Here is a 16,533-nt window from a genome sequence, read left to right as displayed (position 1 = left end):
TGGTATTGATACAAATGACTGTTTGTCAGCATAAGCACTGCCTATTAGCTGGCACTGGTTATGCTGTCAGTAAGGAAGAACAACCACCGTACTGCCGTAATCAATAAACTCCTGATGTAACCATTTTGCCGCATCCACCCTTACCCTGATGCAGCCGTGACTGGCAGGGCGGTTGGGTACGTGATCAGAGCCATGAATGGCATAACCTTGTCTGAAAAACATGCAATAGGGCATGGGAGCACCGCCTTCACCGATGGGATAAGTATTGGAATAACACTTGGATGTCCCTTTGCGATAAATGCGAAATGCGCCATCCGGGGTACGGCAATGGCTATTTGTATCTGCACACCAGTCCTGACCGCCAGAAGCACGACCCATACCTACCAGTTGTCCGGCACTGCTATAGGCTGCCCAGACATTAATGCGTGGGCTGTAGACAAAGATGTCTTGTCGAATGGAGGGAATTTGTGGTGGAAAACTGAGAAGAATATCTTCAGTAAATTCCTGCGGTTTAAGATCCAGGTATTTCACCGCAGGACTGTTTGCCAGTGATCGATAGGTGTTTGCCGCATTGCCACAGGGTTTATCCTGAGAACAATAGAATTCAGGCTCGCTATCCATGGCGAAGGAAGGTGGTGTTACGACCCAAAAACACCATAGAAGGCATATAGAAACCGTATACTGCTTACAGCACAACATGACGACAACTTCCCTGTCAGTGAAACGCTATTTACGGATATTGCTTTTGTATCCACATACTGCCAAGGCATGCTGCTTACTTGAGAGTGCTCGTTCCCGATTATAAAGCCGTTTTTTTAACGCAGTATTTTGTTGGCAGTATTATTAGTAAATATAGTCAAAACAGAAGGTTATCCTGTTTTGTAGTGGGCTATCAGGCCTTTTGGCTGGGGGCTTAAAAGGCGAATAACTTAACATGTGTCAACTATCGGATTAGACTGAAGTTATACAGGGTGACATGGAAGGCAAAGGCCAAAAATGCGTCACAATAAGGCATGGAATGGATTATTACCTGTTGTTGGTATAGCGACTCTTATCGGGTTGTCCGGTTGTGCGAAAGAGAAGCTTGAGGTAGTTGAATCCGGGTTCAGCTGTTCAGGGGAAATTAATTCGAATGTCTGGAACTGTAGTGGAACTGCTCGAATGGAGCGGAATGACCTGCAGCAGACGTTTGTTGTGATTGATGATCCGGCACCGGCGGAAATCATAGTGGCTGATAATGTTTCCCAGACAGGGGGGCTGGCGTCTGTGGATGAACAGGCTTCCGGGGTTGATGACGTGCCTGCTTCAGAGTCTGCGAGTGTCGACGATATTGCAGACGTTTCAGAACAGGTTGCCATGGATGATGAGGATTCAGAGATTACGCAGGCATTCACAAATGAACCTGCACCAGTCGTAGAGGTGGAGCCGACACCACCAGAGCCAGAATGGGTGCAAAATATCCCCGCAGAGGCTGCAGATACGCCGACTATGGAACCTCCCTCAGAACCTTCAAGCATACCGTCACCGGTTGAGTCATCCACCTTGGCAGCCTCCGAGATGATGAGTGCGCCGGCTGCTGATATTCCTGACACCTCTCCAGACTGTCAGCCTGCCTACAGTGCCGATCAGTTCTATCTGCAGTTTTCCGCGTCACAGAGAATTGATGGCCTTAAAGCGCTTGCCGCCCGTTTGCAGCCTGTTGAAACCGAGATCATTGCGACGATGGTGAAAGGGCAAACCTAGCAGGTTCTGATCAGCAAAGGATTCAGCAGTCGTGAAGCGGCTGGATCGCTGGCTGCTTTGCTGAAAAAGCAGGGTGTCAGCAAGCCCTGGGTACGTCCGGGGTATTCGCTCTTGCCGGTATTGGCAGATCAGACGCTGATGTTGCCGGCTGAAGGCTGTCCGTAAACGATGTGAAGTGATGCATCGCAGAGAACCGTGGGGGCGGAGGCTGGGAGGCAATCACTTCTGTTGAAAGAGGAGGGAGTGAGTACGTTGAGCCATCCTTGGTGGCGCATCCTTGCGCCGGGGTACATCCTTGTGATTACAGATTAATAACAACCGGTGGTGGGAAAAACCGGAAACCTCCCCTTTCACTTGTAAGCTTTTTCCTACGAGACCGCGGTCTACTACCCTGATGCATCCGACTTGTTTCAGGATGCCATTGCAGTGTAGGTCTGCATTGCGGTTAAATATCTCTCTGTGTTTGATATATTTTACATTTGAATGGATGACATCCAGATGTCGTCTTTTTTTGGGTGTTATAAGAATTACGCGGGTGTAGCATGCAATTAAATGATCAGAATCTTTTACGCTCCCAAGCGTATATTGATGGCGATTGGGTGGCTGGCCAAACTACATTGGCCGTTACTAATCCGGCGGATGGAGCATTACTGGCTAATGTTCCCGATCTGGGGACGGCTGAGACAGTCCTGGCAATTCAGGCAGCGGAACGCGCACAGAAACTCTGGAAACAACAAACGGCCAAGGCTCGAAGCGCGATTCTGCGCCGCTGGTATGAACTGATCATTGAGCACCAGGAAGACCTTGCACTATTGATGACCAGTGAACAGGGCAAGCCGCTTGCAGAATCCCGGGGCGAGGTACTTTATGGTGCATCGTTCGTCGAGTGGTTTGCTGAGGAAGGCAAACGAGCGTATGGCGATGTGGTACCCGAACACTTGCCGGGGCGCAAAGTGCTGGTGACCCGTGAGCCTGTCGGCGTCGTGGCAGCCATTACCCCCTGGAATTTTCCGATTGCCATGATAACGCGGAAAGCTGCACCGGCTCTGGCAGCGGGTTGTTCGATTGTTATCAAACCCGCAGAAGCGACACCGCTGTGTGCCTTGGCGCTGGCAGAACTGGCAGAACGCGCCGGTGTGCCGGCTGGGGTGTTGAATGTGGTAACAACCGCGCGTCCTGCAGAGGTTGGTCAGGCTCTCTGCGCCAGCCCTCTTGTAAGAAAAATGTCGTTTACAGGTTCAACCGGTATTGGCAAGTTATTGATGAAACAGTGCGTGGATACGGTGAAAAAAGTTTCCATGGAGCTGGGGGGGAATGCGCCGTTTATTGTTTTTGAGGATGCGGATGTTGATCGCGCTGTTGAGGGACTGATGGCTTCTAAATTCCGCAACTCTGGACAAACCTGTGTGTGTACCAATCGGGTATTTGTCCATGACAGCATTTATGAAGTGTTCGTTGGTAAGCTGGCGGGGCAGGTTGAACAACTGAAAGTCGCCTCAGGGGTGACGGATGGGAGCCAGCAGGGACCATTGATCAATGACGCTGCTGTAAAAAAGGTTGAACAGCATGTTGCTGATGCCGTAGAGAAAGGGGGACGGTTACTGGTTGGTGGCCAACGTCACAGTCTGGGAGGAACCTTCTATGAGCCCACCGTTATTGCTGAAGCCAATACGGATATGATGTGTTTCCGGGAAGAAGTTTTCGGGCCTGTGGCACCGGTGTTCCGCTTCAGTAATGAAGATGACGTTATTGCGATGGCGAACGATACTGAATACGGCTTGGCAGCTTATTTCTATGCCCGCGATCTGGGCAGGGTGTTCAGGGTGGCTGAAGCGCTGGAGTATGGTATGGTTGCTGTGAATGAGGGCATCCTGTCTACGGAGGTCGCCCCTTTTGGCGGTTATAAGGAATCCGGTATTGGTCGGGAAGGTTCGAAATACGGCCTTGATGAATACCAGGAAATCAAATACACCCTGTTGGGTGGTTTGTAATCGCAATACTCATGGTTCAATGTTTTCGTTTACTGAGTGGGGCGGTGTAAAGCCGCTTCATTGCACTTCGTCATGTACCCGTCATACTGTTCAGCCTTGTAAAGTACACACTATGCGTTTAGTGCCACCATAGGGAGAGGTCATGGAACTGCTGGTACCATTTGCCCGTGGCTTTGTCGTCAATGCCGGAATGATTGCTGCCATTGGTGCGATTAATGCGTTTGTACTGCGGCAGGGAGTATTGCGACAACATCTGCTGGCAACGGTCTTCTTCTGTGCATTGGCTGATACGCTCTTGATCGTTTTAGGGGCGGCTGGCTTGGGGTTGCTGATCTCCCGGGTGGACTGGTTGCTCAAAAGTGCACTCTGGGCTGGTGTCGCCTTTCTGCTTTGGTATGCCTGGTTGGTCTTGCGCAGTGATCCCGAGCCAGAACAATTGATTCTGAGCGGTAAAGGCAGCCGAAGTCTTCGTAAGACACTATTGGTGTTGATGGGGCTGTATTTCATCAATCCCCAGGCGCTTGTTGAAGTGGTGGTGCTGATTGGTTCCATGGCCGCCCAGTATCCGGATGAACAGCGCCTTGCCTTTACGGTAGGCTGTGTCCTGTCGTCCTGGGTCTGGTTTTTTAGTTTTGGCTATGGAGCCCTGCGTCTTTCCCATTTGCTGTCATCCCGAACCGCATGGCTGTGGATTAATCGTATTACCGCGTTGATTCTTGTGATTGTTGCAGCGTCAATGGCAAGGCAGGCGTTGATGACATAGTCCTGCCATTGGTACAGCAGGACCATGGCAGGAGGAGCAGGTGTCAGCTTTTTCCTGGTGAGAATATTTTGGTTTTCTCAAACTGGCCGTCAAACAGGCCATAACGTACATAACCCTTGGCATTGGGCAATTCCAGCGTCCAGCTCTGTCCGGCATAAAGGCGGGTGCCTTCCGACAGAGGTGTGCAGCTGTCGTCTTTTTTGCTGGTGCAGAATTTCCCGTTTCTCAGTACGGCGTTCATATTGCCCTGGTTGGTGAAGACAATCTTGTTGCCTTTCCACTCGGCGACCACGTCATACTTCGGATTGGCAGGGCGAATAAAAACCAGTGCCTGGTAGGCGATCAGCAGTTTGATAGCGGTTTGTGTTGCCTGAATATCTCCCACCACCGGTCGGAAAGTGACCCGGTAAACCTCTTCCTTTGCATTGGGGGTTTCCAGGCTAACCAGTCGTACCGTTTTACGGCCATTGGGTGGAATGATGGCTTTCTGCGGGGTAGCAAGCAGCTTCAGTTTGTCCGGATCGGTAATACGGATGCGTTCCTCATTCTCCTGTCCCGGGTTGACCACCTTGTAGACCTCGGTCTGAAGATAGAGGTTTTCCGGATCAGGGTTGGTCACCATGATGTCCTGCCGTGGCGGTTGGCCGGGCTCAAAGTAAACAATCATTTTATCCAGGGACATACTGGCGTGCAGCGACGGTGCTGTTACCGACAACAGGGTGACCAGCAGGGAGGTGATAATCCTTCGCATAGTATTGGCTTTGTCCAGAAAGCGGGAGCAGTAATACTGCGATTGTAAGTAGCCGTTGTACAGGAATCCAGCGCAAATCCTGCTGCCGGATTACTCTGCGGCTACTGTGACCTGGGCAGCGCCATAATAGCGGCTATCCTGCAGGTTGTTCCTGGCGGAGTTGCTCAAGTTGATAGAAACGACAGGTGATGTACTACAGTCGCTTTGATTGCTGAGCGGCATGGTTTTGGGTGTTTGAAGATTGATGGGGGATGTGCTGGATTGATCGTTTAACACCACCTGGTAGGGCACTTCACTCCCTCCGTCGGAACTCAAGACCATGCGGCTGTCATTCCGGCTGCCGCTAGCCTGAAGGGAGTAGTGAGACATACCGTTCCCCTGTATGCACAGTTTTTGCTGAAGGGTATTGGTAGGAATGATCTCTGCGGGGGCTTCAGGCAACGCTTCCGGTTCTGTTGTATTACTGGATGGGGCGGATGCCGTGTCTGTGGCCTGTGCACGGGACTCTGCCGCCTGTATCGCCTGGATATTGGATAATACCTGTTTGGCCGTTTTTACGGTGACTGATGAACTGCTGCTGGTAGCGACTGCATCCACTGCGGTAGTTTGCTCTGTTTCTGGTTCGGTTGAATCCGGAGCAACGGCAAATGTCTCTACCGTTAGTCGGGGGGGGATCACCAGAGTGATGGTAAAGCTACCACTGGAGGTTTTACCCACGGGTCCCTGACTGGCTGCCTGAGACAGAGAGATATTGCTGGCGACAGATGCCAGAAACAGCGCTAATAAAAAGCGGCTGACGACACCATCTGGGCGGAACTGCTGTTGACTGGGCGCACACGCTGCAACCGGCATACCCCGGTGCGAGTGGTGAAGCCCGACTACTCGAACATCCATGTTACGACTGGCCTTCACTGATTTCTGTTTTCAGTATAGGTCGGTGGAAAGGCTCTAAATCCTGTGTTAAATGATGTTTAAGCGCCCATATCTGATAAGGGGGGGCGTTTATCTTTGCTTCTGAAATAAAGCCGCAGAAGGCGCCAGTTTTCTGGCGAAAACAGGTATTCATCCCGCGTCACCTGCGGGAATCCCAGTATCAACGTGATCGGGAATCCGTTACAATTCGTCGCTTTATCGTACTGCGGTAGCAACACCCCGGTCTTTTCGAGTGACGAATCCGGAGTCTGTCTGGATATAGGTTGCCTCTGCAGCAGGGTATATCCAGACGGGGTCAGGCATTCGACCTCGCCAACACATTTGCCATGAATTCTTAACTATCATGTGCAGCTAAGGTTTGCGTCACCTTCGGTGAGGGAAACCTTATATTGACCAGAAAGGCGCATTTATCATGTCAGAAAACATTCCTCAGTTCCGGGAACTCGGACTGTCCGAGCCTATCCTGCAGTCTTTGCAGGAACTGGGTTATGAAACTCCCTCCCCGATCCAGGCAGAAAGCATCCCGCTGCTGCTGGATGGCTGTGACCTGCTGGGCCAGGCTCAGACCGGTACCGGTAAGACTGCCGCATTCGCGCTGCCGCTGCTTAACAATATTGATCTGTCCAGCAAGGCAACCCAGCTGTTGGTGCTGGCGCCAACCCGTGAACTGGCGATCCAGGTTTCTGAGGCGTTTCAGTCTTACGCCCGTCATTTGAAAGGGTTCCATGTGCTGCCTATTTACGGTGGCCAGAGCATGGGCCAGCAGCTGCGCCAATTGCAGCGTGGCGCCCAGATTGTTGTCGGTACGCCAGGCCGGGTGATGGATCATATCCGTCGTGGCACCCTGAATCTGGATACACTGAAAGCCCTGGTGCTGGATGAAGCCGATGAAATGCTGAAGATGGGCTTCATCGATGATATCGAATGGATTCTTGAACACACGCCGGAAGAGCGCCAGATCGCGCTGTTTTCCGCCACTATGCCGGAAGTGATCCGTAAGGTCGCGCATCGTCACCTGAAAAATCCCCGTGAAGTCCGCATCAAGGCCAAGACGACGACAGTCGACACGATTGAGCAGTCTTACTGGCTGGTCAGCGGGCTGCACAAACTGGACGCACTAACCCGTATCCTGGAAACGGAAGAAAGCGACGGCCTGATCATTTTCGTGCGCACCAAGACCTCCAGTGTCGAGCTGGCGGAAAAGCTGGAAGCCCGTGGTTACGCCAGTGCCCCGCTGCACGGTGACATGACCCAGGCTTTGCGTGAGCGTACCGTTGAGAAACTGCGTGAAGGTAAGCTGGATATCGTTGTCGCTACGGATGTGGCCGCTCGAGGCCTCGACGTTGAGCGGATCAGCCACGTCATTAACTACGATATTCCTTACGATACTGAAGCTTACGTCCATCGTATCGGCCGTACCGGGCGTGCCGGCCGTAAGGGTAAGGCAATCCTGTTCGTCGCAAACCGCGAGCGCCGCATGCTGCGTTCCATTGAGCGCGCGACCCGCCAGACCATCCAACAGCTGACCCTGCCGACCCGTGAGCTGGTGGCAGAGCGCCGTGTGTCCAAGATGCTGCAGCAGGTTCAGGAAGCCCTCGACAGCGAACAGCTGGATTTCTTCAAGGGTGTTGTGACCGATATGCGTCACCAGACTGAAGTCGACACCGTTGACCTGGCGGCTGCCCTGCTGTTTCTGGCACAAAAAGACCGCCCTCTGCAGCTGAAGGAAGAACCGGTACGTACCCGTGAACCCCGTCAGCGTGATGACCGTGAAGGTGGCCGTGATCGTCGTGACCGCGGCGATCGTGGTGAGCGCCGTTCCCGGGAATTTGCCAATGTGAACATGCAGCGTTATCGCCTGGATGTTGGTCGTGAACACGGTGTCATGCCGGGTAATATCGTTGGTGCTATTGCCAACGAAGCAGAGATCGACAACCGCTATATCGGTCACATCAAGCTGTTTGATAATTACAGCACCGTGGATCTGCCTGAAGGCATTCCGGGTGAAGTCCTGCAGCACCTGCAGAAGGTACGGGTCTGTGGCCGTCCTCTGAAAATGGAGCAGGTTCCCGGTGGTGGCGAGCAACGTCCACCGCGTCGTGGAGGCCAGGGCGGCAACCGTCGTCGTGAAGGTGGCCGTGACGGTGGTCACCAGCGTCGTCCAGCAGCCAGGACTGAATAAGGCCTGAAAAAAACCGCTATTGATTGATTCAATAGCGGTTTTTTTATCTGCCCGTTTTTTTGTTACTCCTGTTTACACGGCTTCCTCGAGCGCTTCTTCCTGATCAATAGCTTCCTCGTCATTCATGCCGAGTTCCTTGATTTTACGGGTCAGGGTATTGCGTCCCCAGCCCAGCAGGAGGGCAGCATCACGGCGTCTGCCACAGGTGTGTTTCAGTGCTGTTTCAATCATGATGCGCTCGAACGCGGGTATGGCACGATCCAGCAGGCCGCTTTCGCCACGGGTGAGCTGCTGGTCAGCCCAGTTGCGTAATGCCTGTTCCCAGTTATTACCCATTGTAGATGACCGCTGTTGGTCCAGCAGTTCCGGTGGTAGGTCGGAGACATGCACTTCCCGGCTGGAGGCCATCACCGTAATCCAGCGACAGGTGTTTTCCAGTTGCCGGACATTGCCCGGCCAGTCTAGGCTGCTCATGTAGGCTTCCGTTTCAGGGCGGAGCAACTTGGGTTCGACGCTCAGTTCACTGGCTGCCCGGTCCAGGAAGTGGCGGGTCAGCAGAGGGATGTCTTCACGCCGGTCGCCGAGGCGTGGCAGATGCACCCGGATCACGTTCAATCGATGAAACAAATCTTCCCGGAAGGAACCGGCGGCCACCAGTTTTTCCAGGTTCTGGTGGGTGGCCGCGATAATCCGGACATCCACCTGCACTGGCGTATGGCCGCCTACCCGGTAGAACTCCCCATCGGCCAGGACCCGCAAGAGCCGGGTCTGGGTTTCAGCGGGCATGTCGCCGATTTCATCCAGAAACAGGGTGCCGCCATTAGCCTGTTCAAACCGGCCACGACGCATCTGGTTGGCGCCGGTAAAAGCCCCTTTTTCATGACCGAAAAGCTCAGATTCAATCAGGTCCTTGGGAATGGCCGCCATGTTCAGGGCAATAAAAGGGTTGGCCGCGCGCGGGCTGTGGCGATGCAGGGCATGGGCAACCAGTTCCTTACCAGTGCCCGATTCGCCGTTAATCAATACCGTGATATTGGACTGTGACAGACGGCCGATGGCGCGAAACACTTCCTGCATGGCTGGCGCTTCACCAATGATTTCCGGCGTCGCCGCTCGCTCCAGCCCCTGGTACTGAATCGCCTGTTCACGGACATGAGACTGTGCACGTTTGATCAATGTGACCGCTTCATCGACATCAAACGGTTTGGGCAGGTATTCAAAGGCACCGCCCTGGTAGGAGGCAACCGCGCTATCCAGATCCGAATGGGCCGTCATGATGATGACCGGCAGGGCAGGGTGCTCTTCCTTGATCAGCTTGAGCAGGTCAAGGCCTCCTGTGCCGGGCATACGGACATCGCTGATGATGACGTCAGGCTGCTTGCTCGCAATGGCGGCCAGAGCTGCATCGGCGGTTTCGAAACTGCTGGTCTGTATCCCTTCCTGGGCCATGGCGCGCTCAAGCACCCACCGTATCGAACGATCGTCGTCTATGATCCAGACGTTACCGGTTGTGCTCATGGTGCTGCTCCTGCATCTGTTTGTCTGTCTGGCTGCTCAAAGGGGATGAACAGGGAGAATACGGTTTTCCCGGGTTCGCTTTCACAGGTAATCACGCCGCTGTGCCGGGTGATAATGGATTGGGCGATACTGAGTCCCAGGCCAGTGCCGTCAGCCCGGCCGCTGATCATGGGGTAAAACATGTTTTCCACCATGTCGGCGGGAATGCCGGGGCCGTTGTCGATAATATCTAGGCGGCAAATAAGCCGGTGACGGACATTGCCAATGGTGAACTGCCGCATGATCCGGGTTTTCAGTGTAATGTTGCCGTCACTGAGGGGCATGTGCTGGCTGATGGCCTGCATGGCGTTACGCACGATGTTCAGGGTGGCCTGAATCAGCTGCTCTGCATCGGCGGCGATAGGGGGAATACTGGGGTCATAGTTGCGGGTGAGGGTCATGTGGCCGCCGGTTTCCGCATCAATCAGGCTGCAGACCCGTTCCAGCACCTCGTGGATATTCACTTCGGCCAGCTGGGGCGGTTTGATCGGCCCCAGCATGCGGTCGACCAGGTTGCGCAGACGATCAGCTTCTTCAATGATGACGTTGGTATAGTCTTTCAGGGATTCATCCGGCAACTCCCGGGCGAGCAGCTGGGCGGCACCGCGAATGCCACCTAACGGATTCTTGATTTCATGAGCCAGGCCCCGCACGAGGATCTTGGCCGTTTCCTGGCGGGTCTTGATGGTTTCTTCGCGGGTGATACGCAGCAGCCGGTCCCGTGGTTGGAGTTCCATCAGTAGTGTTGTATGGCCATTTTCGGTCACTGGCGTGACCATGTAATCCGCGGTCAGGCCGCTACCGTTGGGGAGCTGAAGTTTGGCTTCCCGCTTGGTGTAACTGGTGGCGTTGTTCAGGGCCTGCTGAAGATGCTCGGTGGACGGCGGCTCTTCACGGAACAACTCGTCAATATGCAGGCCATGTAGTTGCCGGTCACTGGCTTCGATCAGGGTTTCTGCAGCCGTATTCATATACTGGAGCTGCAATCCTGCATCAAAGGCCAGTACGGCAGTGGTGAGGTTTTCCAGTAATGTCTGGTACATGGGCAGTATTAATTCTTGTGGATAATCCGATTGCATGTTGCACTCCCCCGGTTAATGCAAGAAGCAAACCAGTACCGGGATTCTATTGTGCACTACCCGCCTGGTGTCTGTGTTGTATGCCGGTGTGATACTTTTTAGGGCATGCCATTTTGACATACAAGCCAAAATGCACCAATAAGGTGCGTTTCGGTTGGGTGTTATGTTTAATGTCTGGCCCGGCGTCAGGGTGCGGGTGCAATGGGCGGCGTGGGCTGGGGGTTGAACAGGGCTGAGTGACGGTAAACATAAATGGTGCGCGGAGTACTGCTCAGTAATACCTTTTTACGCTGGTCGATGACTTGCGCTGTCAGGGTATGTTCACCCCGGTAGGGTTCCTTGATGATGAAGGTGCCGTTCTTGCTGAGGCCGACCTCTCTACCATTCTGCATGAGGCGGATATAGTGTCCGTTAAGCAGTTCGGGGCTGAGGTTAGTTTTTACGGTGATTTCTGTAGGGTTGCGCAGGTTTTCCTTTTCTTCCGGTGTCGTGATGGTTAACTCTGCGTACTTTGGTGGTGCTGGTTCTTCCTTGTTGGTTGATAGGGATTGAGCAGGAGTCAGGGTGGGGACAATCTGTATCGGTTTAAGCTCAACGGCTTCGGCATCTGCATCAGGGGCCGGGTCATCGGTGTAAACGACAGAGCCATCTTTTTCAACGACACGATAAATTTCCGAGTTGGCTGATGTCAGTGGTGACACGAATAATGAAAGCAGTGTGACGGCCAGCAATGCCTGCCTGAGTGAGCGCATGGGATAGCCCTTGTTTTTGATTGTTATCTCACCACATCATAACGACTCTACTGAGAGTTCTCCATCTTATTGGCGACTTATGCCGTGGGTCTGCTCTTAATCTTTCAAACATAATAATACGGAGGATTATTAGTGGTTTTTTCGCTTTTCTGTGACTTTGCACGGGTTATTAAATGAGGGGGGGCACTTTACTCAATACGATGGTTAGAAACTATGACTTCGTTAAAATGAAGGCCCTGTCTGCAGAATAAGATTTACTCAGTCGTTCGCTAACAAGATCCACTATATTTCTTACCGCATAAATTCAGGATAGAGAAATATGGCTGATCTGGGCGTGAGTTCCGTATTGCCGCCACTCTTGTCTATTACCCTGGCGATCACAAGCCGGCAGGTGTATCTCTCCCTGATCGCAGGTATCTGGTTTGGCCACACGATCCTGTTGGACGGTGCCCTGTTTAACGGCTTGGCAAACAGTCTTGATGCACTCATACAGGTCTTTCAATCCCCGGATGATACACGTGTTATTTTCTATACGTTTGTCATTGGCGGGTTAATTGCCATCCTGGAAGCCTCAGGGGGCGTGCGCGGTTTTATCAATTGGCTGGAAAGAAAACGCTGGGCAAATAATCGCAGGCGAGCACAATGGTTGGCCTGGTTTATCGGTATCGTCATTTTTATTGAAGCGAATTTAACGATACTGGTTGCTGGTATTGTTTCACGCCCCCTGTTTGATCGTTTTCGCTTGTCGCGGGAAAAACTGGCCTACATCATTGATGCGACCTCCGCGCCGGTATGCATGCTGATTCCTCTTAATGGCTGGGGAGCATTCAACCTGGTTCTGTTGGGCAATATGGGGGTCGCTGATCCCCTTACCACCCTGTTATATGCCATACCGCTCAATCTGTATGCGATCTTTTCGTTAATCCTTGCGGCTGGGGTGATACGGTTTGACTGGAATATGGGGGCAATGAAAGCGGCAGAGCAGAGAGCGGCGGGGGGACGCGTACTGTCACCGGGCAGGATACCGCTGATCGATCAATCCCTGTTTACCTTTGAGGAAAAAGCCAGCGTGAAGCCCCGTGCTATCAGTATGCTGTTGCCAGTATCCGTCATGCTGGTGGCGATGCCGCTGGGACTGTGGATCACCGGGCAGGGGGATTTCCTGAAAGGTTCAGGTTCTGCCAGTGTGTTGTCTGCAGCACTGGCTGCCGTCCTATTCGCCTGTCTGTTGGCATTACTTAACCGACAATTATCGCTCACCGAACTGACTAATGTGTTCATAAAAGGGGCTTCGGGCATGATGCCTTTGGCACTCATCCTGCTTTTGGCGCTGGCACTGGGGAATGCCACCCAGGCATTGCAGACGGGGCAGTACGTTGCGGGAAAAATGGGGCATGATTTTCCATTGACACTGTTACTGCCGCTGATGTTTCTGTTTTCTGCGATGATCGGGTTTTCGGTCGGCTCAAGCTGGGGCACGTTCGCAATTATGATGCCCATCGCTGTGCCGCTGGCCCAGGCTGTGTCGGCGCCCCTGGCGCCGTTTATAGCGGCAGTTTTATCGGGTGGCGTGTTTGGTGACCACGCCTCGCCGATCAGTGACACCACAATTGTTGCTTCAATGGCCGCAGCGACTGATCACATTGATCATGTACGTACCCAGTTACCCTATGCGCTGCTTGCTGGCGGTTTGTCTCTGCTGGGTTTTGGTGTTCTTGGGTTCATCGTGTGATATTTGTCCGGATTATCAGGTTTATACAGGATGAAACAGGCGACCAATACCAATAGTGACCGGAGTCATAACCATTTCCGACGATAGAAGTACATGAGCTGTAAAACAAATAACAGGACGAGCATGGAGCAGAAAATAAAGAAGGCGCGCTCATCCTGGGAACCGGGAATGCCGGCAAGATTAACGCCAAGCAGCCCCGTCAGAAACGTCAAAGGCAGGAAAATCGTTGTGACCAACGAGAGAAAGTAGACGCGTTGGTTCAATGCATCCGATTGCAGGATCATCAACTCTTCCTGGGTGACATTGGCGCGTTCACGGATGGCATCCAGATCATTGATGACATGGGTAAGTTTGTCCTTGATGTCGTGCAATTTCTGGCGGTCTGCCCGGCTGAGCAGCGGTGTTTCTATTGTTATCAGTTTGATCAAGGCATCGCGCTGCGGGGCAACATAACGCCGGATATAGACAGCTTGTCGACGGATCACCGCAATATCATTGCGCAGTGCCGGGTCATGCTCCGTCAGTACTCTTTCCTCAAGGTCTGTCACACGGTCATCCAACAGGTCTATCAGGGTGATTTTGTGATTGGCCAGGCGGTCACAGAGTGTGGTGATAAAACTCCCTGTGTTCTCGGGGCCGAATCCCTCTTGAATATGGTTCGCAAGACTGCTGATGGCGGCAGTCGTCTGGTTGGAAACGGTGACAATCCTGTGCGGGCTAAAGTAGCCGCGGACCGGCGTCATATCCTCTTCTTTCGGGCTTGCTTTCAGATTGATCGCATACAGGGACAGGAGCAGGCCTTCCCGGGTCTGGTGTGCGCCGGTATGAGCATGGCTGGTGAGCAATAATGATTTTGCACTATCGGGCAGGTTACTGTTATTGATCCAGTCTTGAGCTTCCCGGGTCGTATAGTTCAGATGCACCCAAAGCAGGCCATCGTCAGTATGCCAGTGATCGATTTGATCCGATGTCAGAGGTTGATCATTGGATGGTCGATCCAGAATAAAACCATAAAGAAAACAGTGTGACATGGCTTACCTTTCTTTTTCAGGCAATGACTGGCAATCCGGATGTTAGATGCCTGTAATCATCGGCAGGCTGTGGCTAAGAGTAGCCAACATTGCTGAAAGATCAGACAGGGATGCAGGTCAGGCGTAAAAAGACAATGACGGGCAGGTTGATTCGATTTTCATCAGACAAGCTGCAGATGTTGCAATCATCTGAGGTTGGCTACTTTTAGACTGTTCCGGCGACGACTGTCCAAGACTGTTGGACTATGTGCAACGGATCACAGGTATTCAGGGGAATTTCTTTATTGCTTGGTTGAGACAGACAGTATGCAACGGGCAGTGGTGATTGGCGGCAGTGTGGCGGGACTGATGGCGGCTAAAGCGGTAGCGCCGTTTTTTGATGAAGTGATCTTGCTGGAAAAGGACAGGCTCAACGACGACAACGGTCTCCATAAAGGGGTTGGGCATGGAGGGCATGCCCATGTCTTATTGCCGAGTGGCCTTGATCTGTTAAAACAGTTGCTTGATGCACCGACGCTTGATCTGAACGCTTATGGGATTGTTCCGGCAGATACAGCCAGTGAGTTGAAGTGGTTCCAGTTCGGTGTTTGGAAGACCCGGTTTCATTCCGGTATCGACATGGGGTGGTGCCATCGGTCTGTGTTTGAACGGCAGCTGCGCCAGGATGTGCTGTCTGTCGATACAATACGGATGCTCAGTCCGGCCAAAGTCACAGGCCTGTTAATGTTGGAACAAGCACACCACGTTGCTGGTGTCTGTTACAGGAGTCCAGGTGATGAAGAGAGTGATATAACCCATACCCTGACAGCCGAGCTGGTGATTGATGCCAGTGGGCGGGGGACCCACACCCCCCGATGGTTGCAGGACGCCGCTATTGGGCGTGTTAAAGAGGATGAAGTCAGTGTCCGGATTGCCTACACCACTCGACGTTTCAATTTACCTGCTCATGTGGCAGCGGCACTCGATTGGAAGGTTTTGTCCATTTATGCAGAACCTCCTTATGACCGGCGGGGCGGGCTGATCTATCCCATTGGAGGAAATGAATGGATGGCTACTCTGATAGGGGGCAATGGGGAAGTGGCTCCCATGGCGATGGACGGTTATCTTGACTTTGCCCAATCGTTACCGCAACCGGATATTTATAAGGTGCTGAAGCAGGCCATACCGGTAGGCGAGCCCTGCAGTTACCAGTGCCCGGGTAGTCTATGGCGGCGTTATGACCGCATGAAACAATGGCCCGGCCATTTTGTGGTAATTGGTGATGCCGTATGCAGTTTTAATCCGATTTACGGTCAGGGTATCACCGCAGTATTGAAAGATGTACAGGTCCTTACAGCGGTGTTGGCACAGCACATTAATGACCTGTCAGCGGTCAGTATGCTGAAGTTGCAAAAAGTGATCGCCAAGGGAAAAGCTGTGCCCTGGCATCTGGCTGCCTGCCCTGATTTCATCTATCCGGAAACCCGGGGTAAACGCCCACCATGTCTTGGCATGACCAATGGTTACATCAAGGCTCTCATGAAACTGGCGGGCAGGGACAGGGTAGCGCATCAGCGGTTTATTGAAGTCTTTACCTATTTGAAAAGTCCGCTTGTGCTGCTGACACCGGGAATTTTGGTGAAGGTGCTTGGGCAAAAATTATGGGGCTAACGTGAACGACGGCTGATGAGCAGTCAATGGCTGCCTGGCATCTGCAATTTGATGCTGCAGATGTCAGGAACATGTGATGAATCAAATCCGTTGATTACGTATATATAACAGCCGCCGATCATGGTTATGCTACGCATTTTGGATTATGGTTGTCATTGACGTTGTATGCCCCCACTGTAGAAGCATTGATGGTGTTGTGAAAAACGGTAAAGCCGACTCCGGACTACAACGCTATCTCTGCCGACACTGCAAACGCAGCTTTCAGCTCGATTTCATCCATAACGCTAAAAAACCTTAACTCCCGCTTAACGATCTGAAGAAGTAAGGCTAAATTGAATGAAGAGAGCGTCCCCTGTGCTCTTCAGGCAA

14 protein-coding genes are annotated in these 16,533 nt (G+C 52.6%); 7 read left to right on the top strand and 7 right to left on the bottom strand.

Features of this window, described 5'->3' with window-relative positions; translation table 11 throughout:
- Window positions 1–66 precede the first annotated feature (66 nt).
- The gene (locus ABD892_RS26030; protein WP_345199276.1) at window positions 67–621 is read right to left on the bottom strand and encodes a L,D-transpeptidase; all 555 of its coding nucleotides are present in this window, start codon (window positions 619–621) and stop codon (window positions 67–69) included.
- A 540-nt stretch (window positions 622–1,161) separates the two neighbouring features.
- Here ABD892_RS26030 and ABD892_RS26025 point away from each other — a divergent pair.
- From ABD892_RS26025 to ABD892_RS26015, 3 genes are all read left to right on the top strand, one after another.
- The gene (locus ABD892_RS26025; protein ID WP_345199275.1) at window positions 1,162–1,743 is read left to right on the top strand and encodes a hypothetical protein; all 582 of its coding nucleotides are present in this window, start codon (window positions 1,162–1,164) and stop codon (window positions 1,741–1,743) included.
- A 542-nt stretch (window positions 1,744–2,285) separates the two neighbouring features.
- The gene (locus ABD892_RS26020; protein ID WP_345199274.1) at window positions 2,286–3,734 is read left to right on the top strand and encodes an NAD-dependent succinate-semialdehyde dehydrogenase; all 1,449 of its coding nucleotides are present in this window, start codon (window positions 2,286–2,288) and stop codon (window positions 3,732–3,734) included.
- 142 nt (window positions 3,735–3,876) lie between these two features.
- Window positions 3,877–4,497 carry a LysE/ArgO family amino acid transporter gene (locus tag ABD892_RS26015; protein ID WP_345199272.1) on the top strand — a complete coding sequence of 207 codons (621 nt, stop codon included), beginning with the start codon at window positions 3,877–3,879 and terminating at the stop codon, window positions 4,495–4,497.
- A gap of 43 nt (window positions 4,498–4,540) precedes the next feature.
- Here the strand turns inward: ABD892_RS26015 and ABD892_RS26010 are convergent, their stop codons facing one another.
- Window positions 4,541–5,248, bottom strand: a complete 708-nt coding sequence (locus ABD892_RS26010) for a fimbrial biogenesis chaperone (RefSeq protein WP_345199271.1) — start codon at window positions 5,246–5,248, stop codon at window positions 4,541–4,543.
- Between the two features lie 90 nt (window positions 5,249–5,338).
- On the bottom strand, window positions 5,339–6,142 hold the full coding sequence (locus tag ABD892_RS26005; protein WP_345199270.1) for a hypothetical protein: 804 nt from the start codon (window positions 6,140–6,142) through the stop codon (window positions 5,339–5,341).
- Window positions 6,143–6,593: 451 nt separating this feature from the next.
- On the opposite strand from ABD892_RS26005, the gene ABD892_RS26000 reads away from it, so the two are divergent.
- On the top strand, window positions 6,594–8,363 hold the full coding sequence (locus ABD892_RS26000; protein ID WP_345199269.1) for a DEAD/DEAH box helicase: 1,770 nt from the start codon (window positions 6,594–6,596) through the stop codon (window positions 8,361–8,363).
- 72 nt (window positions 8,364–8,435) lie between these two features.
- On the opposite strand, the gene glnG is transcribed toward ABD892_RS26000, so the two are convergent.
- From glnG to ABD892_RS25985, 3 genes are all read right to left on the bottom strand, one after another.
- Window positions 8,436–9,881: a nitrogen regulation protein NR(I) gene (gene glnG / locus ABD892_RS25995; protein WP_345199268.1), complete on the bottom strand. Its 1,446-nt coding sequence runs from the start codon at window positions 9,879–9,881 to the stop codon at window positions 8,436–8,438.
- Window positions 9,878–10,999, bottom strand: coding sequence for a nitrogen regulation protein NR(II) (gene glnL / locus ABD892_RS25990; RefSeq protein ID WP_345199267.1), 1,122 nt, complete (start codon window positions 10,997–10,999; stop codon window positions 9,878–9,880). Before glnL ends, glnG begins: the two co-directional genes overlap by 4 nt.
- 185 nt (window positions 11,000–11,184) lie before the next feature.
- Window positions 11,185–11,751: a DUF4124 domain-containing protein gene (locus ABD892_RS25985; protein ID WP_345199266.1), complete on the bottom strand. Its 567-nt coding sequence runs from the start codon at window positions 11,749–11,751 to the stop codon at window positions 11,185–11,187.
- Between the two features lie 319 nt (window positions 11,752–12,070).
- On the opposite strand from ABD892_RS25985, the gene ABD892_RS25980 reads away from it, so the two are divergent.
- Window positions 12,071–13,483 carry a Na+/H+ antiporter NhaC family protein gene (locus ABD892_RS25980; protein ID WP_345199265.1) on the top strand — a complete coding sequence of 471 codons (1,413 nt, stop codon included), beginning with the start codon at window positions 12,071–12,073 and terminating at the stop codon, window positions 13,481–13,483.
- Between the two features lie 65 nt (window positions 13,484–13,548).
- On the opposite strand, the gene ABD892_RS25975 is transcribed toward ABD892_RS25980, so the two are convergent.
- The gene (locus tag ABD892_RS25975; protein WP_345199264.1) at window positions 13,549–14,514 is read right to left on the bottom strand and encodes a zinc transporter ZntB; all 966 of its coding nucleotides are present in this window, start codon (window positions 14,512–14,514) and stop codon (window positions 13,549–13,551) included.
- Between the two features lie 288 nt (window positions 14,515–14,802).
- Between ABD892_RS25975 and ABD892_RS25970 the strand changes: the two genes are divergently transcribed.
- Both ABD892_RS25970 and ABD892_RS27190 read left to right on the top strand, forming a co-directional pair.
- Entirely contained in the window at window positions 14,803–16,164 is a 1,362-nt protein-coding gene (locus tag ABD892_RS25970; RefSeq protein WP_345199262.1) for an FAD-dependent oxidoreductase, read from the top strand.
- A gap of 145 nt (window positions 16,165–16,309) precedes the next feature.
- The gene (locus ABD892_RS27190) at window positions 16,310–16,462 is read left to right on the top strand and encodes an IS1/IS1595 family N-terminal zinc-binding domain-containing protein (RefSeq protein WP_425559367.1); all 153 of its coding nucleotides are present in this window, start codon (window positions 16,310–16,312) and stop codon (window positions 16,460–16,462) included.
- Window positions 16,463–16,533 lie beyond the last annotated feature (71 nt).

The sequence above is a fragment of the Kistimonas scapharcae genome, assembly GCF_039540975.1.
Taxonomy (GTDB): Bacteria; Pseudomonadota; Gammaproteobacteria; order Pseudomonadales; family Endozoicomonadaceae; genus Kistimonas; species Kistimonas scapharcae.
Note: the sequence above shows the minus strand (reverse complement) of the source record. Positions and strands in the feature narration are given on the sequence as shown.